We start from the raw sequence: 21603 nt of genomic DNA, 5'->3' as shown, positions 1-21603 counted from the left end.
AGGAAGTTCATGACAATCAACAAGATCGCTTTGGTGACCGGTGCGAATCGCGGCCTCGGGCGCAGCGCGGCCATCGCCCTGGCCACACGCGGGGTGCGGGTCGTGGTCACCCACCGCGGCGATGTGGCCGGGGCTGAGAAGACGGCGGAACAGGTGCAGGCCGTGGGTGGGACCGCCGCTGTTCTCCGGCTCGACATCAGCGACGTCTCCTCCTTCGCGTCCTTCACCTCCGAACTGGGCGCGCAGCTGGAGCGCTGGGGTACTTCGCGGCTCGACATCCTGGTCAACAACGCGGGAGTGGGGGTCTTCGGGCCGCTGGAGACTGTCACGATCGACGACTTCGACACGGTGATGGGCACCAACGTCCGGGGCACGTTCTTCCTCATCCAGTCGCTCGTGCCGCTGCTGGCCCAAGGTGGCCAGGTCATCAACGTCTCGACGTCACTGACCCGCCACACCAGCCCCGCCACCTCGGCCTACTCCGCCTCCAAGGCCGCCGTCGAAGCTCTGAGCCGCACCCTCGCCGCAGAACTCGGACCTCGCGGCATCCGGGTCAACTCCATCGCTCCGGGGCCGACCGCCACCGACTTCAACGGCGGAGCGATGCGGGACGACGCCGGAATGCGCCAGGTTCTGGCCGGACAGACCGCGCTCGGCCGCGTCGGCGAACCTGAGGAGATCGGCGACGCCATCGCGACGCTGGCCTCCGAGGGACTGCGCTGGGTCACCGCCCAGCGCATCGAGGTCTCCGGCGGCGCCCTCCTGTGACGCCGGGCGACGGCCGGTAGGGAAGCAGGCTGTGACGGCCCCGAAGCCGCCGCCCGGCTGTGGACGCTCAGCGAAGAACTCACCGGCCTCAACAAGAATGGTTACGGCTAGGGGATTTGTGGGGCCTTTCGGGGGTTCCTTGCGTGCCTGGGGGTGTAGGCCGGGGCGTTGGCGCGGCCTTTCTCGTAGGTGGTGAGGGACGTGGCGAGGCCCAGAGGGGCGAGGAGTAATTCGATGATGAGGCCCTTCCAGGCGTAGTAGGTGTTGACGGCTCGGGTGGCGTAGACGCAGGGGATGTTGGCCAGGACGCGGAGGAGGGGGAGGCGGCGGCGTCTGGCCGCGTAGATGAGGGGTGGGGTGATGAGGAGGAGTTCGGTGCCCCACCACCAGGCGAGGGCCTGTGCCGGGGGGATGTGCCAGGCGAGGGTGAGCAGGGCCGGGGTGGCCCACCAGAGGGGGGCGATGAGGATTTCCAGTATCGCCAGGCTCACCCACAGGGCGAGCATGGGTTTGCGGGTGAGCAAGGGACGCAGGTGGAGGCGGACGTTCTGGAAGAAGCCGGCCATCCAGCGGCGGACCTGGCGGCGCAGGTAGGGGAGGGTTTCGGGGTCGGCGGCCCAGGCCACGGCGTCACCGACGTAGGCGGCCTTGTGGCCCGCGATCTGCGCCGACCAGGTGAGGTCCATGTCCTCGACGATGGTGCGTTCGGGGAAGCCGCCGAACTCCAGCAGGACGTCGCGGCGGAAGGCCGAGCAGCAGCCCGAGCAGACCATGGGGCTGTGCGCGCCGGACTGGATGGGGCGGTGCCAGTGGAAGCCGAAGAGGTACTCGATCGAACGGCCGCGCTCCCAGACGGTGCGGGTGAAGCGGGTCTGGACGTTGCCCGCGGCGATCGCGACCGCGGGGTCGTCGAACGCCGGCCTGAGCTTCTCGATGTAGTCGGGGGCGAGCACCGTGTCGGCGTCCACGGCCAGGACCAGCTCGCCATCGCAGTGGGGGAGGGCGTGATTCTGGGCCTTGGCCTTGCTGCCGAGGTTGCGCGGGGGCCGCAGGACGGTGGCGCCGTAGGAGCGGGCGACCTCGCCGGTGCGGTCGGCCGAGCCGTCGTCGACGACGATGATCTGGTGGGCGGGCTCGGTCTGCGCGAGCAGGGAACGCAGTGTCGCGGGCAGCCCGTGCTCCTCGTTGTGGGCCGGGACGACGACGGAGACCCTCATCGCCGGCTCCGGAACGCGCGTGCCGTGAGGGTGACGAGCCAGACCGTTCCGTAGATCAGCGTGCTGATCCCGATGCCGGGTACCGCGCCGTGCATTTCGTTCCCCTTTCTGGATTTCCATGGAGCCATGGTCGGGTGGGGGTGAGGGGAGGGGCGAGAGGGAATCGGAATTGTGGATAACTTGGCGGGGGAGTTGTCCACAGGGTGAAGACGGATCGGGAAGTGTCGGCGTGAGTGCGTACAATCCCTCGGCATGAGGGCTGACGGCGGGAGGCCGGAGGGGCCGCGGCCGGTCGTGCTGGAGGCGGTCCTCGAGCGGATCACCTACGCCAACGAGGACACCGGTTACACCGTCGCGCGGGTGGCGACCGAGCGGAGCGGCGGGGAGCTCCTGACGGTGGTGGGCGCGCTGCTGGGCGCCCAGGTGGGGGAGAGCCTGCGGCTGACGGGGCGGTGGCGTTCCCACCCGAGGTACGGGCGCCAGTTCGAGGCGGACTCGTACTCCACCGTCCTGCCCGCGACCGTGCAGGGCATCCGCCGGTACCTGGGCTCGGGGATGATCAAGGGCATCGGGCCGGTGATGGCCGACCGGATGGTGACCCACTTCGGCACGGACATCCTGCGGATCATCGAGGAGGAGCCGGAACGGCTGGTCGAGGTCCCCGGCCTGGGGCCCAAGCGCACCAAGCGCATCGCGCAGGCGTGGGAGGAGCAGAAGGCCATCAAGGAGGTGATGGTCTTCCTCCAGGGCGTGGGGGTCTCCACCTCGCTCGCGGTGCGGATCTACAAGCAGTACGGCGACGCCTCGGTCGACACCGTTCGCCGCGAGCCGTACCGGCTGGCCGCGGACGTGTGGGGGATCGGTTTCAAGACGGCCGACACCATCGCGCAGGCGGTCGGGATCCCGCACGACAGCCCCGAGCGCGTCAAGGCCGGGCTGCAGTACACGCTGTCTGAGGCCGCCGACGACGGGCACTGCTTCCTCCCCGAGCCCAACCTCGTCACGGCCGCCGAGAAGATCCTGGGCGTGCCCCGCGAGCTGATCGGCCCCGCGCTGGACGAGCTCGTACGGGAGGAGGGCGTGGTCCGCGAGGCCATCCCGGGGGCGGGCGACGACGCGGCCACCATCCCCGCCGTTTACCTCGTGCCCTTCCACCGGGCCGAACGGTCCCTGGCCACCGGGCTGCGCGAGCTGCTGGACGCGGGGCACGACCGGCTCAAGGCGTTCGCGGACGTCGACTGGGACAGGGCGCTGGCCTGGCTGCGCACGAAGACCGGCGCGGAGCTGGCGCCCGAGCAGGAGGAGGCGGTCAGGCTGGCGCTGACCGCCAAGGTCGCGGTCCTCACCGGCGGTCCGGGCTGCGGCAAGAGCTTCACCGTCCGGTCCATCGTGGAGCTGGCCGCCGCGAGGCAGGCGAAGATCGTCCTGGTGGCGCCCACCGGGCGCGCCGCCAAACGGCTGGCGGAGCTGACCGGGCACGAGGCCGCCACCGTGCACCGGCTGCTGCAGCTCCAGCCCGGCGGGGACGCCAAGTTCGACCTCGACAACCCGTTGGACGCCGACCTGGTGGTGGTCGACGAGACCTCCATGGTCGACCTGATCCTGGCCAACAAGCTGGTCAAGGCGATCCCGCGGGGCGCCCACCTGCTCCTGGTGGGCGATGTCGACCAGCTGCCGTCGGTCGGGGCCGGGGAGGTCCTGGCCGATCTGCTGGCGGCCGAGGTCATCCCGCGGGTCCGGCTCACGAGGATCTTCCGGCAGGCCCAGCGGTCGGGCATCGTCGTCAACGCGCACCGAGTCAACTCCGGCGAGCACCCCCACACCGGCGGTTACCCCGACTTCTTCCTGTTCCCCTGCGACGAGCCCGAGCCGACGGCGGAGCTGACGGTGGACGTCGTCGCGCACCGCGTGCCGCGCAAGTTCGGCCTCGACCCGCGCCGTGACGTGCAGGTCCTCACCCCGATGCATCGCGGGCCCGCCGGCGCCGGCTCGCTCAACGGCCTCCTCCAGGAGGCCCTCACCCCGCACCGGGAGGACCGGCCCGAACGGCGGTACGGCGGCCGGGTCTTCCGTGTCGGAGACAAGGTCACCCAGCTCCGCAACAACTACGACAAGGGGGAGGCGGGAGTCTTCAACGGCACCGTGGGGGTCGTCACGTCCGTCTCCCTGGAGGACCACTCGCTGACGGTGCGGACCGACGAGGACGAGAGCATCGACTACGCCTTCGACGAGCTGGACGAGCTCGCGCACGCGTACGCCATCACCATTCACCGCTCGCAGGGCAGCGAGTACCCGGCCGTGGTCATCCCGCTCACCACCAGCTCGTGGATGATGCTGCGGCGCAACCTGCTCTACACCGGGATCACCCGGGCGAAGAAGCTGGTCGTGCTGGTCGGGTCACGCCGGGCCCTGGCCGCCGCCGTCCGCACCGCCGGAGCCGGGCGCCGCCACACCGCCCTCGCGCACCGGCTCAGTCCTTGAGGGACAGGCGGGCCAGCAGCAGTCCGGTGAACGGCTCGGTGGTCACCCCGCGCACCCGTTCGGACCAGACGTAGTGCTCGTGGGCCGACCACAGCGGCATCAGCGGCATGTCGCGCAGCAGCGCCGATTCGGCGAGCCGCGCGGGCGTGACCCCGGCCTCGGGGGACGCGGCGCCTTCGGCCTGGTCGATCAGGTCGCTCACGTAGCCGTCCCGGTAACCGGTGCGGGCCTCCAGGAGGGGCCGGAGCGCGGCGGCCGGCGCCGGGTAGGCGGCGGTGGAGTGGACGACGAACGGGCCGTCCACCTCCCGCTCGTCGAGCGCCTTCCGGAGCTCCCCGGCGTCCAGCGAACGGGGCTGCACGTCGATGGTCAGCGTCTTGCGGAGCTGTTCGGCGACGGCCTCGACCCAGGCCGCGTCGCCCCGTTCGTGCCAGAGGGTGAGGGTGCCCTCCCAGCCGCCCGCGTCGGCGAGGGCGGCGGCAGCGGCCTTCGGGTCGTGCGCGCACATGCGGCACTGGCCGTCACGGCGGCCCGGCAGGACCCCCGGCGGCACGAGCGCGTCGGCCGGGGTGGTCTGGTGTCCCAGGACCCCCTCGCCGATCGCGCGGCGGTCGACGGCCATGGACAGCGTGTGCCGGATCGCCGGCGTGAAACGGTCGTCCCAGGACGGGAACGCCAGATGGGTCGCCGCCCGGCCGGGCAGGATGCGGTGCCGGCCGCGGAACTCGGTGTCCATCCGCTCGTGCCGGTCGGGCGGGACGGCGGTCGCCACGTCCAGGTCGCCGGCCTCCACGGCCGCGTACTGCTTCGCCGCGTCGGGCATGGACCGTACGGTGACGGTACGGGCGCCGGGCCGTTCGAGAACCGTCTCGCGCGGGCCATGGGCCGCCACCCGGAAGGGGCCGTTCCCGATGGGGCGGCGCCCGTACGCGGCCCAGTCCCGGGACCGCAGGACGCCCTCGGGCATCGGCAGGAACGCCGGGTCTCCCAGCAGGGCGGGGAAACCGGCGAGGGGGCGGTCCAGGGTGACCTCGAACGTCGTGTCGTCCTTCACGGTGAGGCCCTCGGCGCCGCCCCGGACGCGCGCCACCTCGGTCAGCATGCGCGCCCCGTGCCAGCCCTCGCGCAGGACCGCGGTCCACGCTCCGGTGAACGAACCCGCCGTCACGGGGGAGCCGTCGTGGAAGCGCCCGCCGGGCCGCAGCCGTACCGTCCACACCTTCCGGTCGGGGGAGGTGACGGACTCGGCGGCGGCCATGACGGGTCCGCCGGTCCGCGGGTCGTAGGACACCAGGCCGGTCCAGACGGCGCCCGCGATCATCCGGCCGGTCGCGTCCCGGACGTCGCCGGGGACGAGGGTGGCGGGCGGGGCGGCGCCGACGGACAGCCGGGGATCGCCGGAGCCGCCGAGGACCTTCATGGCGACCGGTGGCGCCACCAGCATCGCGACCGCTCCGATGACCAGTGCGGCGGTGCGCGTGACGCTGTTCAAGGGCCGCTCCCGAGGCGCTGTTGAGGACGCGGGTGAGCGTACGGCAAGGCGGGGGCGATCGGAAGGCCCCGCGGCCCCGCGACCTGCCCTTGGACCTCCTGCGGGACTCCCGCGGACCTGCCGGAGGCCGTCCAAGGGGTGGACACGGGCGGTGCCTCACAGAGTGACGATGATCTTTTTGTGAGTCATCGCCGATGGACCTGGCGGAGCGCTCCGTCCAGACTTGGCTCGGCGACGTCCGCCGGTACCGCGGGACCTCCCCCGGTATCTGCACGGTATCCGCATGACATCCGCGCGGCGCGGAGGCTCGGAGGCACCATGGTGGCACGCACGACGTTCCGGGGTACGTTCCGGCCGAGGCGGCCCGGGCGTGTCCTCTTCACCTCCGCCGCCGCCGTCTCCGCCGCGGCGCTGACGGCCGGGACGGCGTGGGCGTGCCCGCCCGAGCCGGACGGGCAGCAGGCCCGGGTGAACGGCGTGGTCCAGCCGCAGGGCGAGGGCCGCGACCTCGGCGGGCACGCGGGCCATGTGCGGCGGGACGTCGGCAAGACGTCCGCCACGGTGTCCGACGCGATCAAGGGCGTCCAGCGGGTGGGCAACGTGCCCGACGCCAAGGAGGCCACGTCCCTGATCTTCATGGACTACGGCAAGGGCGCCGGCAAGCGCACCATCATGTACGTGAGCGGCCGGTTCGGGCTCAAGGGCTACGACATCACCGCCGACCCGCGCAGCCCCAAGCTCGTCGGCACGTTCGACCTGCCGGGCTTCTGGCAGGGCGAGGACACCGAGGCCGACCACAAGCGGAAGATCATCTACCTGTCCCGGGACCCGCGGGCGTTCGGCGGGAACACCGACACCGGCGAGTCGGGCGTCTACGTCATCGACGTGTCCAAGCCCGAGAGCCTCCAGCAGCTCGCCTACCAGGTCATCCCCGCGGGGCACACCACCTCGTGCGTGAACGACTGCCGCTACCTGTGGACGGGCGGGCCGGCCAAGGCCGACTGGATGCCCGAGGACTGGGGCGGCCGGCCGGTCTGGGTCACCGACGTGCGCAACCCGCGCAAGCCCAAGGTCTTCAAGACGCCCATCGACACCGGCCGCAACGACGGCAAGACCGACTACACGCACGACATCCAGGTCGACTCGGACGGCATCGCCTGGGCGTCGGGGCGCGGCGGGGTGCGCGGCTACCACACCACCGGGCGCCACTACGACCCGGTGCAGAAGCGGCATCGCACCGCCACGGCCTGGGACCCCGTCCCCTACGCGGGCGGCGGCATCGACGAGGCCACCACCAAGTCCTCGTTCATGCACAACAGCTACCGCGCCGTGGGCCGCACCCGGGACCAGGGCCCCGACCCCCGGCTGTGGGGCGACGGGCAGACGCTGATCGTCACCGAGGAGACCTTCAACGACGGCTGCGCCAACGACGGCCTGCTGGTCATCTCCTCGCTCAAGGGCTCCTACGGAGGCCAGGGCTGGCGGTCCACGCCGGAGAAGCCATTCCGCCTCCGTACGCTGGGCACCTGGAGCGTGGCGGGACAGGAGGGCAGCCGTCCCGACTCCGACGACTGCTCCGCCCACTACTTCGACGTCAAGGACGGCGTGCTCGCCCAGTCGTTCTACTCACAGGGCACCCGGTTCATCGACGTCCGCGACCCCACGAACCCCCGCCAGATCGCCTACTACCGGCCGGACGACGCGCGGGCGTGGGCGTCCTACTACCACGGCGGCTACGTCTACGTCGCCGACCACGCACGCGGCATCGACGTACTGAAGACCACCTTCCGGTAAGCGGCCCGTCGCGGCCGGAACCACGCGGATGCGCCCGGGTGACACGGGGGTGGCGCCCGTCCGTTCGATCCACAGGAGGCTCCCCCTCGTGCGACCCCTCTCCTTCCAGGCGGTCCGTTCCCTGGCCGCCGGGCTGGCCGCCGCCGCCCTCACCGGTGGCGCGCTGGCGGCGCCGGCCGCCGCGGCACCCGTCCACGCTCCCGGTCCCGTCACCGAGCAGGGCGGCTCCGGCCAGGGCGCGCGGCTGCACACCAACACCGAGCTGGCCCGCGAGCTCAAGCGCATCGAGCACGCGAGCCACGGCCGGGTGCGCGTCCGCAGCATCGGCACGTCCAACCAGGGACGCCCGATCTGGTACGCCACGCTCGGCACCGGGCCCACCCGGCTGATGTACGTGACGCAGCAGCACGGGAACGAGCCCCTCGGCACCGAGTCGGCCCTGCTCGCGCTGCGTTCGCTCGGGCTGGGCGACGACCGCGAGTCCCGCGCGCTGCGCTCGAAGATCACCTTGGGGATCGTGGTGCGCGCCAACCCCGACGGCCACCACCACGGCTGGCGGTACAACTACGACCCCGGCGCCGACCCCGAGTACGGCGAGCCGGGCAAGGGCTACGACATCAACCGCTACCACGACCCCGCGGTGGCGCCCGACGACAACCCGGCGACCGAGGCCGCGGTGATCCAGCGGCAGTACGCGGCGTTCCGTCCCTCGATCATGGTCGACTACCACATGCAGGGCCGCTACGCCTTCCCGCCGCCGGACGGGAGGGAGATCACCACCTCCATCCTGTGGCCGACCAACGACGACGTCTCCGCGGGCGCGCTCCGGGCCGCCAAGCAGGTCGGGGTGCGCGTGCACGACGCGTTCACCGGCGCGGGCGCCGTCGTGTCGCAGTACCCCGGCGGCTCCTACGAGGGGATCGCGCGCAACGCCTACGGCCTGCGGGGCAGCGCCTCGCTCCTGGTCGAGCTGAGCGCCCTCCCGCAGGAACGGGAGAACTTCCAGATCCGCAGCGCCGCCATCTCGATGGTCGACCTCGCGCGGGCCGCCGCGAGCGGCGCGCTGGCCGGGATCGACCCGGCGCGGGCCGACGCGATCCCGCCGCGCGGCCCGTCCCTGCCCGGCGGCTCCGCCGCGGCGGCCCGGGGCGCGGCTCCGGCGCACGACGCCGCCGACTGATCCGAAGACGGAACGGGACGAGGGTCCCGCGGCCGGTGCCGCGGGGCCCTCAGCCTTCCCTTTTACGGGCGCGGAAGGCCGCGACGTTGGTGCGGTTCGCGCACGTCTCCGAGCAGAAGCGGCGCCGTCCCGCGCGTGAGGTGTCGGCGTAGACGCGGTCGCATCCGTCGGCGGCGCACACGCCCGTACGGCTGAGGCCGTACATGCAGACCAGCTCGGACAGCTTCATCAGCGTCGTCGCCTGGAAGCGGTGCGCCAGGTCGGCCGACGGCGGCGCGTAGTGCATGTGCAGGCCCGCCGGATCCTCGTGGTCGGCGAGATGCGGGTGCATCGGGGTGGCCAGCAGCAGGCCGTTGAGCAGGTCCACGGCCGCGGTCAGCTCGGTGGCTTCGAAGAACCCGCGGAGGGTGCGGCCCCACTCGCGGAAGGGCCCGGCGTGCCGGGGCTCGAACTCCTGCCAGCGGAACTCGCACTCGCGCAGGATCTCGCGCAGCGCGCCCTCCGAGTCGTCCCCGCCCGCGCTGGTGACGGCGTTCACCACGGCCACCGAAGCGGCCACCCCGTGACTCTTGTACCCGGTGATCTGCATTGCCCCGGCTCCCGCGATCATGGCATGATGTAAACGACATATTAGCTATAACCCTTACATCGGTGCCAGTGAAGACGGGATGCACGGTGGACGAGTGCCCACGTTGCGGTTGGCCCCAGTCGAAGATCTATGAGCTGCTCTCGCGGCATCTGACGTCCGAGGGCGTCGTGACCTACACCCGCTGTGCCTGCGGAGCGGTCCAGATGCGCGTGCAGCCGTTCGACGCCGGCCGTGTCGTGACCGTCGGGGACTGAGGACGGGACCGACGCGGGACCCAGGGCGGCCGGACGGATCCGGCGCCTCCGGGCCCTTGCCGCGAACGGCTCCCTGACGGATCATGCATGCAGCCGAGGAAGTCGGGGGCCTGCTCACCGGAGGCGCCCATGGCCGATCCCACCCCCGCCGACCCGTCCGCGACCGCCACCCCCGCCCCGACGCACAAGATCGGTGTCAGCCGGCCCGATCTCCCGGTCACCGACCTGCCCTCGCCCGAAGAGGTCTTCGGCGTGCGCAGGCTCGGCCCGCGTGAACTGTTCAAGTACGCGCTCGGCCCGAGCCTCATCGCGCTCGGCATCTCCATCGGAAGCGGCGAATGGCTGCTCGGCCCCCAGGCCGTCGGCCAGTTCGGCTTCGAGGGAGTCGGCTGGATCATCGTCGTGTCGGCGGTCCTGCAGACCCTCTACAACATCGAGTCCTCCCGGTACGTGATGGCGACCGGCGAGGCGCCGGTCGTCGGCTGGGGCCGCGTCCCGCCCGGCTGGTTCCTGTGGGTGCCGCTGTCGGTGTTCGTGGTCATCTTCTCCTTCATCGTCGGAGGCTGGGCCGCGTCGGCCGGACAGGGGCTGTACGCGCTCGTCCACGGCGAGGTCCCGCCCGAGGGCGCCGAGGAGCCCCGGATCTGGGCGATCGCGCTGCTGGTCGTGGTGTTCCTCATCACCGCCGGGGCGCGCCGGATCTCCCGGGCCCTGGAACTGGCCAACTGGCTGATGATCGGCACGATCCTGGTCGGGCTCCTGCTCCTGTGCCTGTTCGTCGTCCCGTTCGGCCTGTGGTGGGAGGGCATCAAGGGGTTCGTGACCCCCGCCGCACCGCCGGAGGGCATCACCGCCACGCAACTCGGCGGGCTGGCCGGGTTCACCGCGCTCGCCTCCGGCCTGAACTGGTACGTGATGGGCCACTACCGGGACAAGGGCTACGGCATGGGCTACCGGACGGGCTTCATCTCGGGCCTGCGCGGGGAACGCTCGACCCTCCTCTCCAGCGGGGTCACCTTCCCCGACGACGCCAAGAACAAGGCCCTCTGGCGGCGCTGGTACCGGCTGCTGCTCACCGACATGTGGGGCATCTTCTTCGCCGGCGCGATGCTCGGCATGCTGCTGCCGACGATCCTCATGGCCCGCGCGGTCGAGCTGTCGGGCACCAGGCCGACCCAGGCCGACATGCCCACGTTCGTCGCCGGCGCCCTCGACGCCGAGTACGGCCGCTGGCTCTTCTACGCGGCGCTGCTGCTGGGCGTGCTCATCCTCTTCACCACCCAGCTCGGCATCTTCGAGGCCATGGTGCGGGTGACCACCGACGCCGCGCACGCCACCAGCCCCCGCCTGCGCCGGCTCCTGGAAGGGGACCCGCGGCGGTTCTACTACCCGTTCATGCTGGTCCTGCTGGTGATCATCGGGATCATCCTGCACTTCGCGCTGCCGATCAGCCTGGTGCAGTGGTCGGCGAACATGTCCAACCTGGGCGCGCTGATCTACCCGTTCATGCTCATGTACCTGAACTCCAGGCTGCCGCGCCCGGCCCGCCCGCGCCCCTGGCACTACGTGATCCTGGTGCTGAACTTCCTGTTCTTCGGGTTCTTCTTCGTCAACTTCATCGCCGACTTCGTGGGCGACCCGCTGGTCACCTTCTGACTTGCGCGCCCGCGCCGCCGGCACCCGGATCCGGGCGCCGGCGGCGCGGGCGGGCGTCAGTGGCGCCAGCGGGTGGCCGCGGTGATCTCCTCCGGGGTGGCGCCGTCGAACAGCGCGACCTCGCCGCGCCGGACGACCGCGACGGTGTCGACGACCGCCTCGCCGAGGGCCGCGCGCAGCACCGGGTCGGCCTCGAAGGCCCGGACCGACTCCTCCAGGGAGGACGGCAGGGCGGCGATCCCGCGCGCGGCCCGTTCGGCGGGGTCCAGCGTGCCCGGATCGACGTCCACGGGCTCGGGCAGGACCGACCCGGCCCCGATCCCCGCCCGGCCCGCCGCGAGCAGAGCCGCCAGGGCGAGATAGGGGTTGGCGGCGGCGTCGAAGCACTTGACCTCCAGGTTGGCCGACCGGCTGCTGGTCGCCGCCGGGCCGGTGACGAACCGCAGCGCCGCCTCCCGGTTCTCCAGCCCCCAGCAGGCGAAGGCCCCCGCCCAATGGGACGGGATGAGGCGCAGGTAGCTCGCCACGGACGGCGCCCCGACCGCCAGCAGGGCCGGCAGGCGGTCCAGGATCCCCGCGACGAACGCCTCGCCCGCACCGGTCATGCCGTACGGGCCGTCGCCGCCGGCCATGGCGTTGCCCGTCCCCTCCGTGCCCTTGGCGGCGTTCTCCCGCCACAGGCTCAGGTGGACGTGCCCGCCGTTGCCGACCCCCTCGGCCACGACCTTGGGGGAGAAGGACGCGGCCAGGCCGTGCCTGAAGGACACCGCCCGGATGGTCTCCCGCACCAGCACCATGGTGTCGGCCGCGCCGACCGGGTCCTCGGGCGCGACCGACAGCTCCAGCTGGCCCGCCGCGTACTCAGGATGGATCTGCACGACGGCGACGCCGGTCTCGGCGAGCGCGTGCATCAGGTCGCGCAGGTAGCCGGACAGCTCGGTGATCCGTGTCATCCCGTAGGCCGGGCCTCGGCAGGCGGGGACGAAGTCCTCCCCGTCCCCGCGCGACACCGCCCACTCCACCTCGAAGGCGGCGCGTACCGACCAGCCTTGGGCGGCCAGGCGGGCGACCTCCCGGCGCAGGACCCCCCGGGCGTCGATCGGATGCTCGGTGCCGTCCTGCGTGAACCGCTCGGCCGGCGCCCACGCCCACCCGGGCATGCCCGCGAGGGGGACGAGCCTGTCCAGGTCGGGGTGCAGGCGCAGGTCCCCGACCGGCCCGCCCGCGTACCGGCCCGCGACGATGGAGTCGTCCAGAAGGAAGGCGTCGAAGACCGGGGACATGCCGACACCCCAGGTCGCCGCGTCCCGCAGCCCGGTCGGCGGCACCGCCTTGGTCCGGCTGATCCCGCTGGTGTCCACCCAGGTCAGCGCGACCGCCACGATGTCCTTGACCGGGAGGTCGGCGGCGATCGCCGCGGCCCGCTCGCCGCGCCGCGCGCGCTCGCGCTCGTCCAGGACCCGCACGCGCTCGTCCGGGACCCGCTCCCGGCCGTCCGGCGTTCCCGCGAAGGCGGGCCGCTCCTGCTCGTCCACGGCGATTCTCCCAACCGGAGGGTTACGGCGTCTGCGCTGACGGTAACGGCATCGTAGACACGACATCGTAGATACGCGGCCGGGCGGATACCCGTAGGGGAACACATGCGCGAGGAATTGGAGTCGCTGCGGATCGTCGACCATCACTGTCACGGGGTGGTCCAGCGAGAACTCGACCGTGAGGGCTACGAGGGCCTGCTCACCGAGGCGTCCGAACCAGGGGCCTTGGGCGGCACCCTCTTCGACTCGCGGCTCGGCCTCGCGGTGCGGCGCTGGTGCGCGCCGCTGCTGGACCTGCCGCCCCACGCCCCGCCGGACGAATACGTCGGCCGCCGGGCGGCCCTCGACCCGGCCGAGGTGAACCGCCGTTTCCTGGCCGCCGCGGGCCTCGACGCCCTCTGCGTCGACACCGGATACACCCCGGAACCGCTCCTGGAACCCGCCGAACTGGGCGTACTGGCCGGGGCCCCGGCGCACGAGATCGTACGGCTGGAGGACCTGGCGGAGAGGACGGTCGCCGAGGGCGCCGGCGTCGCGGGCTTTCCCGACGACGTCGGGAGCAAAATCGCCGCGCGTGCCGCCACGGCGGTGGGGGCCAAGTCGGTCGCCGCCTACCGGGCCGGGCTGCGACTGCGGGGCGAACGGCCGTCGCCGGCCGAGGTCTGGGCCGCCGCGGCACGCCTGTACCGCCAGGCCGACCTGGCGATGGCGGGCCACGGCGGCGCGCCGCGCGTCGCGGACGAGACAATGCACCGGTACCTGGTCTGGTGCGCGGTGGACTGCGGCCTGCCCGTCCAGTTCCATGTCGGCTACGGCGACTCCGACGTCGACCTCCACCACGCGGACCCGCTGCACCTGACCCCGCTGCTCCGCGCCCTGGAACGGACCGGCACCCCGGTCATGCTGCTGCACAACTACCCGTACCACCGCAACGCCGGCTACCTGGCGCAGGTCTTCACCAACGTCTTCCTGGACGTCAGCCTGGCCACGCACAATCTCGGCGACCGCGCCCCCGTGCTCCTGGCCGAAGCCCTGGAACTGGCCCCGTTCGGCAAGGTGCTGTACGCGTCGGACGCCTACGGCCTCGCCGAGCACTACTACCTCGGCGCGCTGCTCTTCCGCCGCACACTGGAACGGGTGCTGGGAGAAGGCGTGGAGGAAGGCTCCTGGACGCGGTCGGACGCCCTGCGCATCGCGCGCCTCATCGGCTCGGGGAACGCCCGCCGAGCCTATGGCCTGGACGGCACGGGCTAGCGGCCGCTCCACTGTCGGACCGCTGCTCTACGTTGTGGCGGCATGAACGAGCCTTCCCCCGCGCCTTCGGCGTCCGCCTTCGGCGACCTTCCCGGAGAGCGGACCATGGTCCTCCCGGACACCTGGCTGCGCCGGCTGCACCCCCGGCGCGGCGGCCTGGCCGTCCCCCCGGTCACGGTCGATGACGCCGCCCCCGCGAAGGCGGCCCCGCTGCTGACGAAGTCCGACCTCAGCTCGGACGTCAACGCCTCGCTGGCGTCCCCCGACAGCGAGCCCGAACTCGTCGAGGCCGGCCGCCGCTACCAGAAGGGCGACGTCGACCCCCTCGGCGCGGCGGTGATCGCGGGCATCCACCTCCAGCGGACGGGCCGCGGGTACGACGAGGTCTTCGAGCGGATCGTCGACGCCTGGATCGTCGAGCGCGGACTCGCCTTCGCCGCCTGCGCGTTCACCGAGCTCAGCAGGCTGTCGGTGACGATCGGCTACCGCGGGGCCGGACGCGCGCACATCGACCCCAAGGCGGTCACGTCCCGTACCCCCGAGGAGGGCTCCTACAGGATCTGGCACGCCCGGAACGTGGCGCGCAAGCTCCGCGCCCTGCTGGCGGTGGCCGGGGACGACGAGTACGAGGCCGCCGCCGCGCGCCTGGCCGACCACCGCGGCGACCATTCCCGCATGGTCATGGCCTCCTACCTCATGCCGACCAGGCAGGACTGGATCGAGGAATGCCGCGCCGCGCTCTCGGCGGTGCAGCTGTCCGACCACCACTACACCGGGTGGCTGCTGTGGTGCGCGGTGAGCCACCCGGATCAGCTCGACGGGCTCAAGGACGAGCTGGAGATGGGCTACGCCGAGACGCGGATCGACATCCTCGCCACGGCCCTGGAAGGGGTGGGCCCGGCGGTCGTGCCGTTCCTGGCCGACGCGCTCGACGTGGAGTATGTCGACGCCGACGCGCGCAGGCTGCTCCTCCAGGCCCTCGGGACGGTTCCCACGGACGAGGCGTTCCAGGCCCTCGTGCAGCGGCTCGACCGGCAGTACGTGCAGTCGGCGGTGCTGGCGGCGGCGAGGCGTTTCCCCGTTCGCGCGCTGCGCCTGCTGGCCTTGGCAGCGTCCGGCGGGTCCGGCGCGTCCAAGATCGCCGGGCTCGCCGCCGAGATCCTGCGCGTGCACGTCGCCGGACATCCGGAGCTGGTGACCCGGCCGCCGGACGACCTTCCCGGCGAGGCCCGCGCGGCGATCGAGGCCCTGACCGCCCCGCGGCTGCCCGAGGTCCCCGCCGGGGAGCTTCCGCCGCTGCTGGTCACGCCGCCGTGGACGGGCCGGAGGAAGGCGGCCAAGCCCGTGGTCGTCCAGGGACTGGAGCCGCCCGGCGAGTCCTCGCTGTCCTGGGCGGACGGTGAACGGGACGAGTGGCAGGCCGATCACCTGCGCCTCCGCACGTACAAGGAGGACTGGCCCAGCATGGTCAAGGACTTCGACCGCCTGGGCGGCTACGCCCAGGGGCAGTTGCTCGTCCAGGGGCCCGAAGAGGAGGTCCGGTCCCTGATGGTGGACTGGACGCCTCGGGACGCCTGGTACGGCGGGCACTACGTGCGCCCGATCGTGGCGCGGTTCGGGCTCGGCGCGCTGCCCCTGGCCCTGCGGATCGCCACGGCCAACCCGGCGAGCTGGGGCGGGGTGCTGGCCCCGTTCCTGGACGCCAAGGTCGCCGCGCTCCAGGCGAACTGGCTGGCGCGCCTGAAGGCGGGCCGCAAGCACGCCATCGCCTGGTTCGGACGGCATGGCCTGGCGGCCGTCCCCATGCTGCTGCCGGACGCCCTGGGCATGCCCGGCGCGGCGCGAAGCGACGCCGAGGGCGCGCTGCGCCTGCTCGTGGACCGCCACGGGGACGAGGAGGTCGTGGCGATCGCCCGCCAGTACGGTGACGAGGCGGCGCGGGCGGTGCAGGCGATGCTGGCGACCGACCCGCTGGAGATCCTCCCGGCCCGGATCCCGAAGGTCGCGGACTGGGCCGACCCGCGCGCCCTCCCGCAGGTCCTGCTGCGCGACCGGGGGCGGGCCCTGCCCGCGGCGGCGACCGGGCACCTGCTGACGATGCTGGCCATGTCCAAGCCGGACGCGGTGTACCCCGGCGTCCGCGTGGTCCGCGAGCTGTGCGATCCGGAGTCGCTCGCCGAGTTCTCCTGGGCGCTGTTCCGCGCGTGGGAGATGAACGACGCGCCGTCCAAGGACGGCTGGGCGCTGGCCCAGCTCGGCTGGCTCGGCGACGACGAGACGGTCCGGCGACTGACCCCGGTCGTCCGCGCCTGGCCGGGGGAGGGCGGCCACGCCAAGGCGGTGAACGGGCTGGACGCCCTCGCCGCGATCGGCACCGACGTGGCTCTGATGCACCTGCACGGCATCGCGCAGAAGGTGAAGTTCAAAGCCCTCAGGACGCGGGCGCAGGAGAGGATCGAGCAGGTCGCCGCGGAGCTGGAGCTGACCGCCGACCAGCTGGCCGACCGGCTGGTGCCCGACTTCGGGCTGGACGCCGACGGGAGTCTCACCCTGGACTACGGCCCGCGCCGCTTCGTGGTGGGTTTCGACGAGCAGCTCAAGCCGTACGTGGCCGGCGAGGACGGCAAGCGGCGCAAGGCCCTGCCCAAGCCGGGGGCCAAGGACGACGGTGAACGGGCGGGCGCCGAGTACAAGAGGTTCGCGAGCCTGAAGAAGGACGTGCGGACGGTCGCCTCCGACCAGATCGGGCGGCTGGAGGCGGCGATGGTGAAGGGGCGCCGCTGGCCGCTCGCCGAGTTCCGCGAGTTCTTCGTGAACCACCCCCTCGTCTGGCACATCGCGCGGCGGCTGGTGTGGGCGGCCGAGCACGACGGCGGCACGGTGACGTTCCGCATCGCCGAGGACCGCACGTTCGCCGACGCCGGGGACGAGGCCCTCGTCCTGCCGGACGGCGCCATGGTCGGCATCCCCCATCCGCTGAACCTGGGCGAGGAGGAGCGGGGAGCCTGGTCGGAGATGTTCGCCGACTACGAGATCCTCCAGCCGTTCCCGCAGCTCGGCCGGGCCGTTCACACGCTCACCGACGAGGAGCGCGGTGGTACCGAGCTGACCCGCTTCGCCGGGATCACGGTGCCGGTGGGGAAGGTGCTGGGGTTGCAGCGCCGCGGCTGGGACCGCGGGGAGCCCCAGGACGGCGGCGTCGCGTGCTGGATGTCGCGGAGGATCGCCCCCGGCCGGTACGCGGTGCTCACGCTGGAGCCGGGGATCGCCGCCGGCTACCTCGACGAGTTCCCCGAGCAGAAGATCCACCCCGTTCATCTCGGCGACCACCCCGACGACTACCGCGCGGACGGCCAGGAGCGGCGCTTCGGCGATCTGGACCCGGTGACGGCCTCGGAGATCCTCGCCGATCTGGCCGAACTGGCGGAGGCGGCGATCCGCTGACCCGCCGCGCCGGAGCACGCACAGAGCACGTCCGGACCGGCCGACGACAAGGTCAATGTCCAGGTCGGGAGTGCTCCGGCTGCTTCGTCAAGTTCCAGCGATTTGTCGTACTGGTCCTCTACGGTGAGGCGACATGGAAGATCACTCCTTCCCCCGGGAGGACGTCCTGACGGTGCCGGCCACCTGGCACGGGCGGCTCCACCCGCGGCGTGGCGGCCACGTCGGCGCGGTCGACTCCCGCGGCGACCAGACGCTCGACCGCGTCTGGAGCGACGCCCGGCTCACCGACCTCGGGCGTGACCGCGACCCGCGGGGCACCCTCGCCGAGCCGGACCCGGTCACCGCCTCCGAGATCCTCGCGACCTCCACCAGCTGACCGGCCGACCACCGGCTTCCCGATTCCGACCATCAAGGCCGAGAGGGCCCGAGTCTTGACCGACGACACCACCGACGACACCACCGGCGACACGAACGGCGACACGAGCGGCATGAACGACGAGCGCACCCCCCTCCCGGCCCTTCCGGACGAGGACACCCTGGTCCTCCCGGAAGGATGGCACCGGCACCTGGACCCGCGCCGCGGCGGCGCCCCCGGTCCCCGGATCAAGGTCACCGCCAGAGCGGACGCGAAGGTCCAGGAGTACATGGCGCAGGCGCAGGACGCCCTCGACGCGTTCCTGGCCGGCCGGCACGGGGACCTCGGGCTGACCGGGCGGGCCCGCGCGCACCTGGACGGCGCCGCCGACCCGGCCGGTGCCGCCGCGGTCGCCCTGATCACCCGCCTGGGACAGAAGTACTCCCCGGACCACCGCGAGACCGCCGCCTTCTTCGCCGCCTTCTTCGACTCCTGGGCCGCCGCGCACGGCCTGGGCTTCGCCGCCGAGGCGCTGGTGGAGCTCAACTCGATCGAGCACGTCCGGCGCGGCACCGGCCCCTGGAAGGGCAGCCGGCTGGGCGTCGAGTACCAGGCCGGCGACGTCTTCAAGGAGAGGGTGCGCGAATGCGCGCGCCGCGCCCGCGGCCTGCTGGCGGTCGCCACCGACGCCGAGTACCGGGAGGCGGTGGAACGGCTCGGCGGTGTCCGCGACACCGTCGACCGGCGGCTGGCGGTGGCGTACCTGCTCCCGACCGAGTCCGCGTGGGTCCACGAGTCCTGCGCGGAGCGGCCCCCGGGGTGGCGGTACAAGGACCAGCGGCGGTCGACGCTGCTGCGGTCGATGGGGACCGCCGAGGACCTCGCCGCGATGGGCACGACGCTCTGCTGGGGTGAGAGCACGGTCGGGCTCCTGGCGACCCTGACCGACGGGCTCGGCACGGACCTGCTGCCGCTGCTGATCGACTCGTTCGACACGTCCTACCTGGAGAGCGCCGACCGCAAGCGGGTGCTGGAGGTCGTGGCGCTGCTGCCGACGGACGAGGCGTTCGAGGCCCTCATCGAGCGGATCGAGCACAAGCAGGCCGGACCCCCGCTGCTCGCGGCGATGAACCGGTTCCCCGCGCGCGCGATCCGGCTGCTCGCGGCGGCGCGGGCCCGCAGCGGCGCCGGCTCGAAGACCGGCGCGGCCGTCACCGCCCTGCTCACCGGTCACCTGCTCACGCACGCGGAGATCGCCGAGGCCGTCGTGCCCGGCCTTCCCGAGGAGAGCCGGGAAGTCGTCGCGTCCGTGGCCGCCGCGTCGGAACGGGTCGCGGACGCGCCCGCGGGCGACCTGCCGCGCCTGCTGGTCGAGCCCCCCTGGACCCTTCCGCGCAAGGCCGTCAAGCCGCTCGTCGTCAAGGGCCTGGACGTCCCCGCCGTACGTGCGCTGCACTGGGCCGAGGGCGAGCGCGAGGCATGGGCCGCGTCCCCCGTCCCCCCGGCGGGACGGTTCGAACCGGAGGACGGCTGGGAGGAGGTCGTCGCCCGGTTCCACAACATGTCCTCCTGGGAGCAGTCGAGCCTGATCGCCACGGGGCCCGAGGACGTCGTCCGGCCGCTGCTCGGGCGCTGGGGAGGCTTCCTGTACTGGGACGCCGAGGACGTGCCCTGGATGAAGTCGGTCGTGGCCCGCTACGAGGCGGACGCCCTGCGACTGGCTCTGATGGCCGCCCGCGCCAACCCGGGCACGTGCGCGAAGCTGCTGCTGCCCTACCTGGACGCCCAGGTCGCCACCGGGATGGCCGAATGGCTGGTCCGGGTGAAGTCCGCCAGGCAGACCGCGATGTCCTGGTTCGACCGGCACGGGGCGGCGGCGGCGCGGCTCCTGATCCCGGCGGCGCTGGGCAAGGCCGGCGCGGAGCGGCGGCGGGCCGAGGGGGCGCTGATCCTGGTCGCGTCCAGGACCGGTGCCGAGGAGATCGTGGCCGCCGCGCGCGAGCACGGGGATTCCGTGGCGGACGCGATCGGCGTGCTGCTGGCGACCGATCCGCTGGACCGCCTCCCCGCCAAGACGCCGGAGAGGCCGGACTGGACGGCCCCGGTCCGGCTCCCGCAGGTGCTGCTGCGCGGGCGTGAGCGTGCGCTGCCGGCCGAGGCGACCGGGCATCTGGTCACGATGCTGGCGATGTCCAAGCCGGGCGAGGTGTACGCGGGCGTGGACGTGGTCCGCGAGCTGTGCGATCCGGAGTCGCTGGCGGAGTTCTCCTGGGCCCTCTTCCAGGAATGGGAGCAGCAGGGCGCACCGTCCGCCGACGGGTGGGCGCTGGCGCAGCTGGCCTGGCTGGGCGACGACGAGACGGTGCGGCGCCTCACGCCCGTGATCCGGGCCTGGCCGGGAGACGGAGGGCACAAGAAGGCCGTCAACGGACTCGACGTCCTGGCGGAGATCGGTTCGGACGCGGCGTTGCTGCATCTGCACGGGATCTCCGAGAAGGTGAAGTTCAAGGGGCTGCGGGCGCGGGCCCAGGAGAAGATCGCCGAGGTGGCGTCGGGGCTGGGGTTGAGCGCCGAGCAGCTGGCGGACCGGCTGGTGCCCGATTTCGGGCTGGACGCCGATGGGAGCCTGACGCTCGATTACGGTCCGCGGCGGTTCGTGGTGGGTTTCGATGAGCAGTTGAAGCCGTTCGTGACCGATGAGGACGGCAAGCGGCGCAAGGCGCTGCCGAAGCCGGGCGTCAAGGACGACGAGGAACTGGCGGGCGCGGCGTACAAGCGGTTCGCGGGGTTGAGGAAGGACGTGCGGGCGGTCGCCGCCGACCAGGTCCGGCGGCTGGAGACGGCCATGGTGACGCGGCGCCGCTGGACGGCGGAGGAGTTCCGGACGTTCTTCGTCGAGCACCCCCTCGTCTGGCACGTCGCGCGCCGCCTGGTCTGGCTGGCCGAGGACGGAGACGGGGACCGGGCCGGCCGGGCCGTGGCGTTCCGGGTCGCCGAGGACCGCACGTTCGCCGACGCCGAGGACGACGCGCTGACCCTGCCCGCGAACGCCTCGATCGGCATCGCGCACCCCCTCGACCTGGGCGGGGAGGCGTCGAGCTGGTCGGAGGTCTTCGCCGACTACGAGATCCTCCAGCCGTTCCCCCAGCTGGGCCGGGACGTCCACGAGCTCACCGAGCAGGAGCGGGCGTCGGGGCGGCTGGAGCGCTTCGAGGGGACCAAGGTGCCGGTGCACACGGTGCTGGGGCTGGTCCGGCGCGGCTGGGAACGCGGCGTGCCGCTGGACGCGGGCGGCGAACGATGGATCTCCCGCCCGGTGCCCGGCGGCCTGCACATCGTGATCGACCTGGATCCGGGGATCATCGTCGGCTACGTGAACGAGAGCGACAACCAGGTCCTCCGCCATGTGTGGATCAACGACCATCCCACCGACTTCTGGCCGCGTCGCGGCACCAGCCACACCTTCGGCGAGCTGGATCCGGTGACGGCCTCCGAGGTCCTGGCCGACCTGACCTGGCTCTCCGGCTCCGCCCTCTGAACCGGCGGCTCACCGGCGGCCCCCGTTTGCACCACCTGTCACGAGA

At 72.7% G+C, this 21603-nt stretch carries 13 protein-coding genes; 9 read left to right on the top strand and 4 right to left on the bottom strand.

The window, feature by feature from the left end:
• The first annotated feature begins 9 nt into the window (after positions 1–9).
• Entirely contained in the window at positions 10–768 is a 759-nt protein-coding gene (locus IW256_RS23700; protein ID WP_197013072.1) for an SDR family NAD(P)-dependent oxidoreductase, read from the top strand.
• A 107-nt stretch (positions 769–875) separates the two neighbouring features.
• Here IW256_RS23700 and IW256_RS23695 read toward each other — a convergent pair whose 3' ends face one another.
• A complete protein-coding gene (locus IW256_RS23695; RefSeq protein ID WP_197013071.1) occupies positions 876–1985 on the bottom strand; it encodes a glycosyltransferase family 2 protein in 1110 nt (369 codons plus the stop codon).
• Between the two features lie 252 nt (positions 1986–2237).
• Here IW256_RS23695 and recD2 point away from each other — a divergent pair, with 252 nt between their 5' ends.
• Positions 2238–4466, top strand: coding sequence for an SF1B family DNA helicase RecD2 (gene recD2 / locus IW256_RS23690; RefSeq protein ID WP_197013070.1), 2229 nt, complete (start codon positions 2238–2240; stop codon positions 4464–4466).
• On the opposite strand, the gene IW256_RS23685 is transcribed toward recD2, so the two are convergent.
• Positions 4456–5958: a peptide ABC transporter substrate-binding protein gene (locus IW256_RS23685; RefSeq protein WP_197013069.1), complete on the bottom strand. Its 1503-nt coding sequence runs from the start codon at positions 5956–5958 to the stop codon at positions 4456–4458. The genes recD2 and IW256_RS23685 overlap by 11 nt on opposite strands.
• Positions 5959–6276: 318 nt before the next feature.
• Here IW256_RS23685 and IW256_RS23680 point away from each other — a divergent pair, with 318 nt between their 5' ends.
• Together IW256_RS23680 and IW256_RS23675 are read left to right on the top strand one after the other, a co-directional pair.
• Positions 6277–7752: an LVIVD repeat-containing protein gene (locus tag IW256_RS23680; RefSeq protein ID WP_197013068.1), complete on the top strand. Its 1476-nt coding sequence runs from the start codon at positions 6277–6279 to the stop codon at positions 7750–7752.
• Between the two features lie 88 nt (positions 7753–7840).
• A complete protein-coding gene (locus IW256_RS23675; protein ID WP_307829018.1) occupies positions 7841–8932 on the top strand; it encodes a M14 family zinc carboxypeptidase in 1092 nt (363 codons plus the stop codon).
• A 49-nt stretch (positions 8933–8981) separates the two neighbouring features.
• Here IW256_RS23675 and IW256_RS23670 read toward each other — a convergent pair whose 3' ends face one another.
• A complete protein-coding gene (locus tag IW256_RS23670) occupies positions 8982–9521 on the bottom strand; it encodes a CGNR zinc finger domain-containing protein (protein WP_197013066.1) in 540 nt (179 codons plus the stop codon).
• 383 nt (positions 9522–9904) lie between these two features.
• Between IW256_RS23670 and IW256_RS23665 the strand changes: the two genes are divergently transcribed.
• Complete coding sequence (locus IW256_RS23665; protein WP_197013065.1) at positions 9905–11431, top strand: Nramp family divalent metal transporter; 1527 nt, start codon at positions 9905–9907, stop codon at positions 11429–11431.
• Positions 11432–11487: 56 nt separating this feature from the next.
• Here the strand turns inward: IW256_RS23665 and IW256_RS23660 are convergent, their stop codons facing one another.
• A complete protein-coding gene (locus IW256_RS23660; RefSeq protein WP_307829017.1) occupies positions 11488–12966 on the bottom strand; it encodes a type I glutamate--ammonia ligase in 1479 nt (492 codons plus the stop codon).
• A 105-nt stretch (positions 12967–13071) separates the two neighbouring features.
• Between IW256_RS23660 and IW256_RS23655 the strand changes: the two genes are divergently transcribed.
• From IW256_RS23655 to IW256_RS23640, 4 genes are all read left to right on the top strand, one after another.
• Positions 13072–14220, top strand: coding sequence for an amidohydrolase family protein (locus IW256_RS23655; RefSeq protein ID WP_197013063.1), 1149 nt, complete (start codon positions 13072–13074; stop codon positions 14218–14220).
• Positions 14221–14262: 42 nt separating this feature from the next.
• Positions 14263–17664 carry a DUF4132 domain-containing protein gene (locus IW256_RS23650; protein WP_197013062.1) on the top strand — a complete coding sequence of 1134 codons (3402 nt, stop codon included), beginning with the start codon at positions 14263–14265 and terminating at the stop codon, positions 17662–17664.
• Between the two features lie 133 nt (positions 17665–17797).
• Positions 17798–18040: a hypothetical protein gene (locus IW256_RS23645; RefSeq protein ID WP_197013061.1), complete on the top strand. Its 243-nt coding sequence runs from the start codon at positions 17798–17800 to the stop codon at positions 18038–18040.
• Positions 18041–18095: 55 nt separating this feature from the next.
• Positions 18096–21557 (top strand): DUF4132 domain-containing protein, encoded by a 3462-nt coding sequence (locus IW256_RS23640; RefSeq protein WP_197013060.1) that lies wholly within the window; start codon positions 18096–18098, stop codon positions 21555–21557.
• Positions 21558–21603: the final 46 nt, after the last annotated feature.

This window comes from Actinomadura viridis (genome assembly GCF_015751755.1).
In the GTDB taxonomy this organism is placed as follows: Bacteria; Actinomycetota; Actinomycetes; order Streptosporangiales; family Streptosporangiaceae; genus Spirillospora; species Spirillospora viridis.
This window is presented reverse-complemented; position numbering and strand designations above follow the sequence as displayed.

Bases quoted from the DNA above. Each gene is read 5' to 3' on its own strand.
- IW256_RS23665 (WP_197013065.1), top strand. From the start codon at position 9,905: ATGGCCGATCCCACCCCCGCCGACCCGTCCGCGACCGCCACCCCCGCC.
- recD2 (WP_197013070.1), top strand. From the start codon at position 2,238: ATGAGGGCTGACGGCGGGAGGCCGGAGGGGCCGCGGCCGGTCGTGCTG.
- IW256_RS23645 (WP_197013061.1), top strand. From the start codon at position 17,798: ATGGAAGATCACTCCTTCCCCCGGGAGGACGTCCTGACGGTGCCGGCC.
- IW256_RS23650 (WP_197013062.1), top strand. From the start codon at position 14,263: ATGAACGAGCCTTCCCCCGCGCCTTCGGCGTCCGCCTTCGGCGACCTT.
- IW256_RS23700 (WP_197013072.1), top strand. From the start codon at position 10: ATGACAATCAACAAGATCGCTTTGGTGACCGGTGCGAATCGCGGCCTC.
- IW256_RS23680 (WP_197013068.1), top strand. From the start codon at position 6,277: ATGGTGGCACGCACGACGTTCCGGGGTACGTTCCGGCCGAGGCGGCCC.
- IW256_RS23655 (WP_197013063.1), top strand. From the start codon at position 13,072: ATGCGCGAGGAATTGGAGTCGCTGCGGATCGTCGACCATCACTGTCAC.
- IW256_RS23695 (WP_197013071.1), bottom strand. From the start codon at position 1,985: ATGAGGGTCTCCGTCGTCGTCCCGGCCCACAACGAGGAGCACGGGCTG.
- IW256_RS23670 (WP_197013066.1), bottom strand. From the start codon at position 9,521: ATGCAGATCACCGGGTACAAGAGTCACGGGGTGGCCGCTTCGGTGGCC.